This is a genomic window from Viridibacillus soli, assembly GCF_016612995.1.
Classification (GTDB): domain Bacteria; phylum Bacillota; class Bacilli; order Bacillales_A; family Planococcaceae; genus Viridibacillus; species Viridibacillus soli.
Map to the genome: position 1 here is coordinate 1 of NZ_JAEOAH010000027.1, position 6341 is coordinate 6341.

A 6341-nucleotide genomic window follows, 5' to 3' on the forward strand; every position below is an offset into this window, starting at 1 on the left:
TAAAGGTAGGATACCCATTTTTCAACGAAAGGTGTTTTTTTTGTCTCATATTTCTAGGTCAGTGCAATGGGGAGTTTGGTGTTTTATTTTAGATAAAAAACTTCTCCCTAATTTTTTCAGTCGATTTAATTGACAGACAACTCAATCTGTCATACATTAATTAAAAATAAAATATTTGTTATATAACAAGAAGTTGTTTACATGGAAATGTATAGAGAAGGTTATGAAACGTATTGTCTAGCTTGTGAAAATTATGGTATGGAGTCGATGAATTTTTATCTATACGTAAAGAACTTAACCGTAGAGCAATTAAACGCATTTAATCAAAATACGCAGGTGTGCGATGATTACGAAGTCTGATGCCGCCACAATTTTATAAAAACCCTACCTGCTCTATAAAACAGGTAGGGTTTTGTCGTGTTTCTACTATTTATAATAAAATCCTCAGAATTCTCCTGAAACTCGAGATATCTTTTTAGACAAACAAAGCGGAAAAAATTCCAATCTAGTTTAATATCAATTATTAAAATAAATGATTCGTAAAAGAGATGTCCTTTACATTCAATTGATCGCTTTGGTAGAAACAAAGAAGAGATTCTCCAGGAATGGTATGATATCACGAAAAATATTCAAGCAGATATCGTTGTGATGGATATACCTTTGTTGGACACAACTTAATTTAAGGATAGTTTACAGATCTTGTTTTACAAATTCTTTCCTGGATGGCGGAAGAGGAACGGGTTCTTGAATAGATTTTGATTTTCCATACTGATCACGCACCTTTTTTAGAATAATAGTTTCAGTATGTCCAAGATTTAGATATTTATGGTCTTATGTCAATAAAGTGGACATTGAAAATTGAGAAATGATTTCTACAATACAACTACCGCACTTAGTTTGGTGAGACATTTTCCGTTGCCAATTGGTTATACATGTACTCGAATTTATTTGGTGAATAATAGCCTAATGTTGAATTTTTTCTTCGTTCGTTATAAAAACTCATAATATAGTGGTCTACAGCTTTCATCGCTTCTTCTGATAAGACTCAATACAGGCATTATTATACGGATTCCCTTTTCGGCTTATGCTGATTCGAAACTTGTGCGCATTTAGTTCTTCAATATAATCATTTGCACAATATTGTGAGCCCCGATCAGAATGGTGGATGGTGCCTTTTTCTGGTTGTCGAGAAATAATAGAGTGACGAAGCGCTACTAAAGTTAAATCTGTTTTCAAGTATGTTGCTAATCTCCAACCGATAATTTTCCTCGAAAATAAATCCATAATACTCGCTAAATAAACTCATCCTTCGACGATACAAATATATGTAATATCAGCGACCCAAACTCGATTTGGCTTTTCTACATTGAATTCATGATCCAATAAGTTTGGATAAATTGGTAATGTATAATGACTAAAGTCGGGAAATGGGATATCCCAATTCCTTTAAATCATGATGTACACGAGGGTTCCCATACATTCCTCCCCTTTCATGAAAAGACTTCGATACTTTCTGTGTCACTTCTAGCCTGAAAATCCCTTTTTCAGTAAGTGGCGCAGCTACACGTTCTAGCCTCTTATAATAACCGCTTTTAGAAACCCCCAATGTTTTTCACATCACAATAGAAAATTCAACTTTATGCGCCTTGATAAAGCCAAAAATTACTGTTGATTTTTCGTACATATTCTCCATATTTTTTAATTCTGAAGGTGTCACGTACTTTTCTGTCCCTTTCTCAATTGCTTGTTTTTCTTTATAGGCTTTTACCCATCTAGAAATAGATGATTCCCAAATCTCTAGTTCATAAGAAAGGTCACTTATTTTTCGTCCTTCTTCAATTACTAGTTTAACGACATAATCTCTATTTTCTTGTGTATGATGCTTTATCATTGTGAAAATATATTTGAATTATATGCTGTATTCTCATTTTTACGTTCCAAATTTTGATGATAACCTTATTTTATTGCAATTATTGAAGTTTTTTCACCAAAATCCAAAAAACTCCACATAAACTCCATATTAACTCCAGATACTTGTTATATTATGAATATGAACCAAAAAAAGGAGGAAGAAAACTATGAAGATGAAATGTAAATTAATTACGGCAACCGCTCTTGCAGCAACGTTAGCTACAGGTGCATCAGCTGCATTACCTACTACATCGGTATTTGCTGCAGAAAAAGAAACTCCTATTCAACAAAAAGAATCACAAATTAGTATTCAACCGTTTGCACAGAGTACTTTGGAAACAGCCGTTCAAGCTGCGTTATATGGTCCGGAAGTCAAAAAAATAAAAGTATTTGAGCATGAATTTAATGTAAAAGAAATACAAGTAGCAAATCTAGGGGAAGGGAAGAAATATGTTAAGGGACAAATTTCTCATCATTTAAGTTTTCGTCCAGATGATCAATTTTATTATGAGTTTATAGTGAAAGATGGAGAGGTAATAGGTAAGCCTGAATATTATATTGATAGGGGTGGTTTGACACCATTTGTGGCTCCACTTTTATCAATTATTGCTGCATATAATGGGATTCCCGTTAATCCAAATGATTTAAATGCACTTGGTCAACAGATTGGAAAAGTTATAGATGGAAGCTGGGAACATGCAGCACAATCTATTGCCACTGTAGTTAGTTTAAGTTTTAATGAGAAGTAGGTACATCGAGAAACAGAGGTCTTGCTTAAGACTTCTGTTTTGTTTGTATAAAGCATGAATGGTTTCGATTCCTTTTAAGGGTAACGTAAGCATGACAAAGACTTTGATTTGGAAAAATGTAGTTTTACATACCTATAGTCCTGTTCTAAGAGATTTGTACATGTTTATCTTTCCTTTTCCACATTTGGTAGATCAGATTTCCATATTCATGAACCGAGTACATATGGTTGTTAGGTAAACCGAAACACCACGTTCTTTCAAAGTTTCAGAGACGTCACGAAAGCTTAAAGGAAAACAATTCAAAATAATATCTTGTTTGAATTGTTTTTCTTTAAATTTATAAACCTTTTTGAACTAATCGAAATCCTTACTGTATCTATTAAATATTTTAAAAATTAATCTTTTTAAGCAGCAAAGTCCATTATTTCTAATAGAAGTGATGTATATGGTAAATAACAGAAACTTATTTTACGAGACTAGTCTGTAAAAAAAATTAGGAGAGATATAATGAAGAAAATAAAAATGAAAAAAATCTTAAAAGGTGGAATCCTTACTTGTTTTACACTAGCAAGTTTATGTACGGCTTCTACAGTATTTGCTGATAGCCATCCAGGTTATTCCTATGAATCCGATATAGGCTATCAAAATCCAACATGGATGTCAAAATTAGAAGATACAAAAAAAATAAGCGAGTTATCTATTCCAGGGACTCATGGTTCAATGGCTTTACATGGAGCAAGTTTTATTGATGAAAATTTGACAAGAAATCAAACAATGACCCTATCTCAACAATTCAATGCGGGAATTCGTTATGTAGACATGCGTGTTAAACGTGTAAAAGATTCTTTTGCGATGCACCATGGAATTGTAAATCAAAAAGCAATGTTTGAGGATGTATTAAAAGAGACAATTCAATTTTTAAGAGATAATCCTAAAGAAACGATTTTAATGCGCTTAAAAGAAGAAACTGATCCTGAAAGTGGCTCACTATCATTCGAGGAAATATTTAAAAATTATAAAGACCGTAATGCTTCCTATTTTTGGGATTCAAATTCTGTACCATCTTCAGAAAGACATAATCCTAAGTTAGGAGATATCCGAGGGAAAATTGTAATATTACAAAACTTTTCGGCATCTCAAGAATACGGTATTAATTATGAAAATTTGAATACCCAAGATAAGTTTGAAGTTGGCAGCGGACCAGACGGAATGTATGAAAAATGGAATGCGGTGAAAACCCATCTTCTAAATGCAAATAAAAACTCTAAAAATGGTGTGATATATCTCAACCATTTTAGTGGCACGGGTGGTGCAGCAGCATTATTGAATAATTTTTACCCTTGGTTTGTTGCAAGCGGAAAAGATAGCAGGAATACTAATAGTAACCCACTGTTGATCCAAAAAAATCCAATAAATAGATGGGAGGATTTCCCTCGTGACATTAATGGACAAGTATTTTATGGCGGAATGAATACACTTGGGACTGAGATAATACAACAAGGTGGCATTAAGCATTCTGGTATCATTGCAGCTGATTTTCCTGGACCAGGTTTAATAGATAGTATTATTAGATTAAATGGTATATTCTCTAGTGAAAAAGAAATATTAATTTCCCAAATTTCTTCTGAACCTACGCCATTATCTGGACAAAAAAATCGATCAAGTCAAAACTTTAAGATTAATGATTTACCCACAGGAACAAAGGGGTTAAAATGGAATATCGAACCTACAGAAAAAGATAATTCTTCTAATATTTCCTTCAATGTTATGGTCGATGTTTCCCTAGGACTGGATTCTGTTCGTTGGGAAAAAATTTCGAATGAATCTAGGACTGAAGCATATACAAATTCTAAATATTATATTGCAAACCCAAGTGGCGCGACTAACAAATTTACAGTAAAAATTTACGCTGTTACAAATTAAGGTTTTATTGTGCAATTACTTGATAAGGGTTGCTGTGAAAGCCCATCAACTTAAGAGATTTGAATACCCTAAGTAGGGGTACTGCCGAAAACGCGGATATTATATTCTAAGACATTATTTGAAAATGAAAACCCTGATTTTTCTACGCTAAGCAGAAGAATCAGGGTTGCTATATAGCCTTATTGTTTAACAATTTTTTCGTTTCCAAATAATGTCGTATTAAACTAAAGCTCTCGTTAGTCCAACAACAATTTAGTCATTAAACATCTTTTCATTATTATTATTTTTACTCATTATAAAAATATTGTGCAGTAAAACAACTTCTGAAAATGATTCCAAAGTTCGCACCTTCAAACTTTCGCTTTACCAAAAATTATCATACTCAACTATCGCAGTCGTTAGTTGAACAAGAACTTATTTAGATTTAAAGTAAATTATCTCAGGGTCTCCTTCATCTAAATTTCCAATTAAACCACTTTGTATGAATCCATTTGCTTTAAAAACTTCTTGCATTCTTTGATTTGATTTATTGGTTGAAGAGAAAATTTTCTTTGTTGGGGAAATGTTTATAATATACTCAATAAGCGATGTAGCGTATCCTTTTCGTCTTTCAGTTGGTATAACAATTATCAGTGAAATGAAGCTACAATCAAAGAAATGAGTATCAAATATCAAAAAACCAACGATAATATTTTTATCATTCGCAACTATACATCTCTTTTCTTCAATGGCTTTCCTAATGTATTCACGTCTGCTATTGTCACCGATTACTTCTTCATCAATCTTCATAATATCATCTAAATCAATTAATTTTGCCATTTCTAGGGATTTCAAAATATAGTCTCCTTAACTTTTTAGATTACTAAATTCGCTACTGAATAAAACAAATCCTTCTTACACTCCCTTCCTTAGGGGGAACATTTCTTACTTTTCTTTTTTAATCAAAGAGTCTACGAGATTGTAAAAGTCACTGTTATCCATTTCGTAGTTAGTGTAATATCCTACATCTTCATCTTTAGCGGTAAAAATGATTGTTTTGCCGTTGCCGTTTAAATATAAGATGTAAATATCATCTTTCGTTGATGTTGTTAGCAAATATCCAGAATCAGATGGTAAATCTTTTTTTGAAGTGCGATGTAATTTTAAATTCTTTAATGATTGTATGATAGCGTCTTTGTCTTCATTTTCAAAAGTGTATTCAAGTTTTATGTCATCCAGATCTCTTGCTCTTGCTATTATAGAATCAACTGCATTGTAATCTAGATTGGTTAGGATATCGGTAACCGATTTTTCTTTGTATTTGTTATATTGGAAGATTGAAAATGCAACGATTCCTATTAGTACAACGATTATTCCAATGGTGATGAGAGTTTTTTTCATTGAATTATACACCTCTTTTTGGTTTATTTTGTATAAGTTTAATAGTAATGGTATATTTTTTCAAATAATGATAAATTTACTGTTTTTGGTTCATCACCAAAAGTCGGGGATGACAAAATTAACGCCCGGTTTCCAAGCGAAGTCGCAGGAAGAAATGGGCGTCGTTTCGATACCCAAAACCCCGTCTTTTGATGAGCTTAATTTTATTATCGGTGCCTTCCATAATGCCATTTGAAAGCGGTGAAATGACGGTATCTACCAACGCTTTTTCACGTACAATCAAAGTCTTGGCAATCTTAGAAACAGCACCACAAACATGAACTTGATACCGTTTGAACCACTACGAATTTGCTGCAGGGCTTGATAAATGTGTTTCGT

Annotated in this window: 7 protein-coding genes and 4 pseudogenes; 4 read left to right on the top strand and 7 right to left on the bottom strand. The window is 32.8% G+C overall.

Features of this window, described 5'->3' with window-relative positions; all coding sequences use genetic code 11:
• The first annotated feature begins 201 nt into the window (after positions 1-201).
• Positions 202-360: a transcriptional regulator gene (locus JFL43_RS15725; RefSeq protein WP_200747708.1), complete on the top strand. Its 159-nt coding sequence runs from the start codon at positions 202-204 to the stop codon at positions 358-360.
• Positions 361-457: 97 nt separating this feature from the next.
• A pseudogene (locus JFL43_RS22660) lies at positions 458-740 on the top strand (recombinase family protein); the annotation flags it as partial.
• A 152-nt stretch (positions 741-892) separates the two neighbouring features.
• Here JFL43_RS22660 and JFL43_RS23530 read toward each other — a convergent pair.
• The 3 genes and pseudogenes from JFL43_RS23530 to JFL43_RS15735 all read right to left on the bottom strand — a co-directional run bounded on the left by JFL43_RS23530 (position 893) and on the right by JFL43_RS15735 (position 1891).
• Entirely contained in the window at positions 893-1027 is a 135-nt protein-coding gene (locus JFL43_RS23530) for a hypothetical protein (protein ID WP_407701987.1), read from the bottom strand.
• Positions 1024-1290, bottom strand: a pseudogene (locus JFL43_RS15730) (transposase); the annotation flags it as partial. The pseudogene JFL43_RS15730 and the gene JFL43_RS23530, both read right to left, overlap by 4 nt.
• Positions 1291-1612: 322 nt before the next feature.
• Positions 1613-1891: a transposase gene (locus JFL43_RS15735; protein ID WP_200749764.1), complete on the bottom strand. Its 279-nt coding sequence runs from the start codon at positions 1889-1891 to the stop codon at positions 1613-1615.
• A gap of 187 nt (positions 1892-2078) precedes the next feature.
• Here JFL43_RS15735 and JFL43_RS15740 point away from each other — a divergent pair, with 187 nt between their 5' ends.
• The gene (locus JFL43_RS15740; protein ID WP_100797246.1) at positions 2079-2660 is read left to right on the top strand and encodes a methyltransferase; all 582 of its coding nucleotides are present in this window, start codon (positions 2079-2081) and stop codon (positions 2658-2660) included.
• Here JFL43_RS15740 and JFL43_RS23645 read toward each other — a convergent pair.
• Positions 2640-2969 (bottom strand): annotated as a pseudogene (locus JFL43_RS23645) (hypothetical protein). The gene JFL43_RS15740 and the pseudogene JFL43_RS23645 sit on opposite strands and share 21 nt — an antisense overlap.
• A gap of 198 nt (positions 2970-3167) precedes the next feature.
• Here JFL43_RS23645 and JFL43_RS15745 point away from each other — a divergent pair.
• On the top strand, positions 3168-4583 hold the full coding sequence (locus JFL43_RS15745) for a phosphatidylinositol-specific phospholipase C (protein ID WP_200749765.1): 1416 nt from the start codon (positions 3168-3170) through the stop codon (positions 4581-4583).
• A 414-nt stretch (positions 4584-4997) separates the two neighbouring features.
• Here JFL43_RS15745 and JFL43_RS15750 read toward each other — a convergent pair whose 3' ends face one another.
• The 3 genes and pseudogenes from JFL43_RS15750 to JFL43_RS15760 all read right to left on the bottom strand — a co-directional run.
• A complete protein-coding gene (locus tag JFL43_RS15750; protein ID WP_407701988.1) occupies positions 4998-5402 on the bottom strand; it encodes a GNAT family N-acetyltransferase in 405 nt (134 codons plus the stop codon).
• A 105-nt stretch (positions 5403-5507) separates the two neighbouring features.
• The gene (locus tag JFL43_RS15755; RefSeq protein ID WP_200749767.1) at positions 5508-5963 is read right to left on the bottom strand and encodes a hypothetical protein; all 456 of its coding nucleotides are present in this window, start codon (positions 5961-5963) and stop codon (positions 5508-5510) included.
• Positions 5964-6081: 118 nt separating this feature from the next.
• Positions 6082-6291, bottom strand: a pseudogene (locus JFL43_RS15760) (transposase); the annotation flags it as partial.
• Positions 6292-6341: the final 50 nt, after the last annotated feature.

Coding starts and splice junctions, on each gene's coding strand:
- JFL43_RS15725 (WP_200747708.1), top strand. CDS start 202: ATGGAAATGTATAGAGAAGGTTATGAAACGTATTGTCTAGCTTGTGAA.
- JFL43_RS23530 (WP_407701987.1), bottom strand. CDS start 1,027: ATGAAAGCTGTAGACCACTATATTATGAGTTTTTATAACGAACGAAGA.
- JFL43_RS15735 (WP_200749764.1), bottom strand. CDS start 1,891: ATGATAAAGCATCATACACAAGAAAATAGAGATTATGTCGTTAAACTA.
- JFL43_RS15740 (WP_100797246.1), top strand. CDS start 2,079: ATGAAGATGAAATGTAAATTAATTACGGCAACCGCTCTTGCAGCAACG.
- JFL43_RS15745 (WP_200749765.1), top strand. CDS start 3,168: ATGAAGAAAATAAAAATGAAAAAAATCTTAAAAGGTGGAATCCTTACT.
- JFL43_RS15750 (WP_407701988.1), bottom strand. CDS start 5,402: ATGGCAAAATTAATTGATTTAGATGATATTATGAAGATTGATGAAGAA.
- JFL43_RS15755 (WP_200749767.1), bottom strand. CDS start 5,963: ATGAAAAAAACTCTCATCACCATTGGAATAATCGTTGTACTAATAGGA.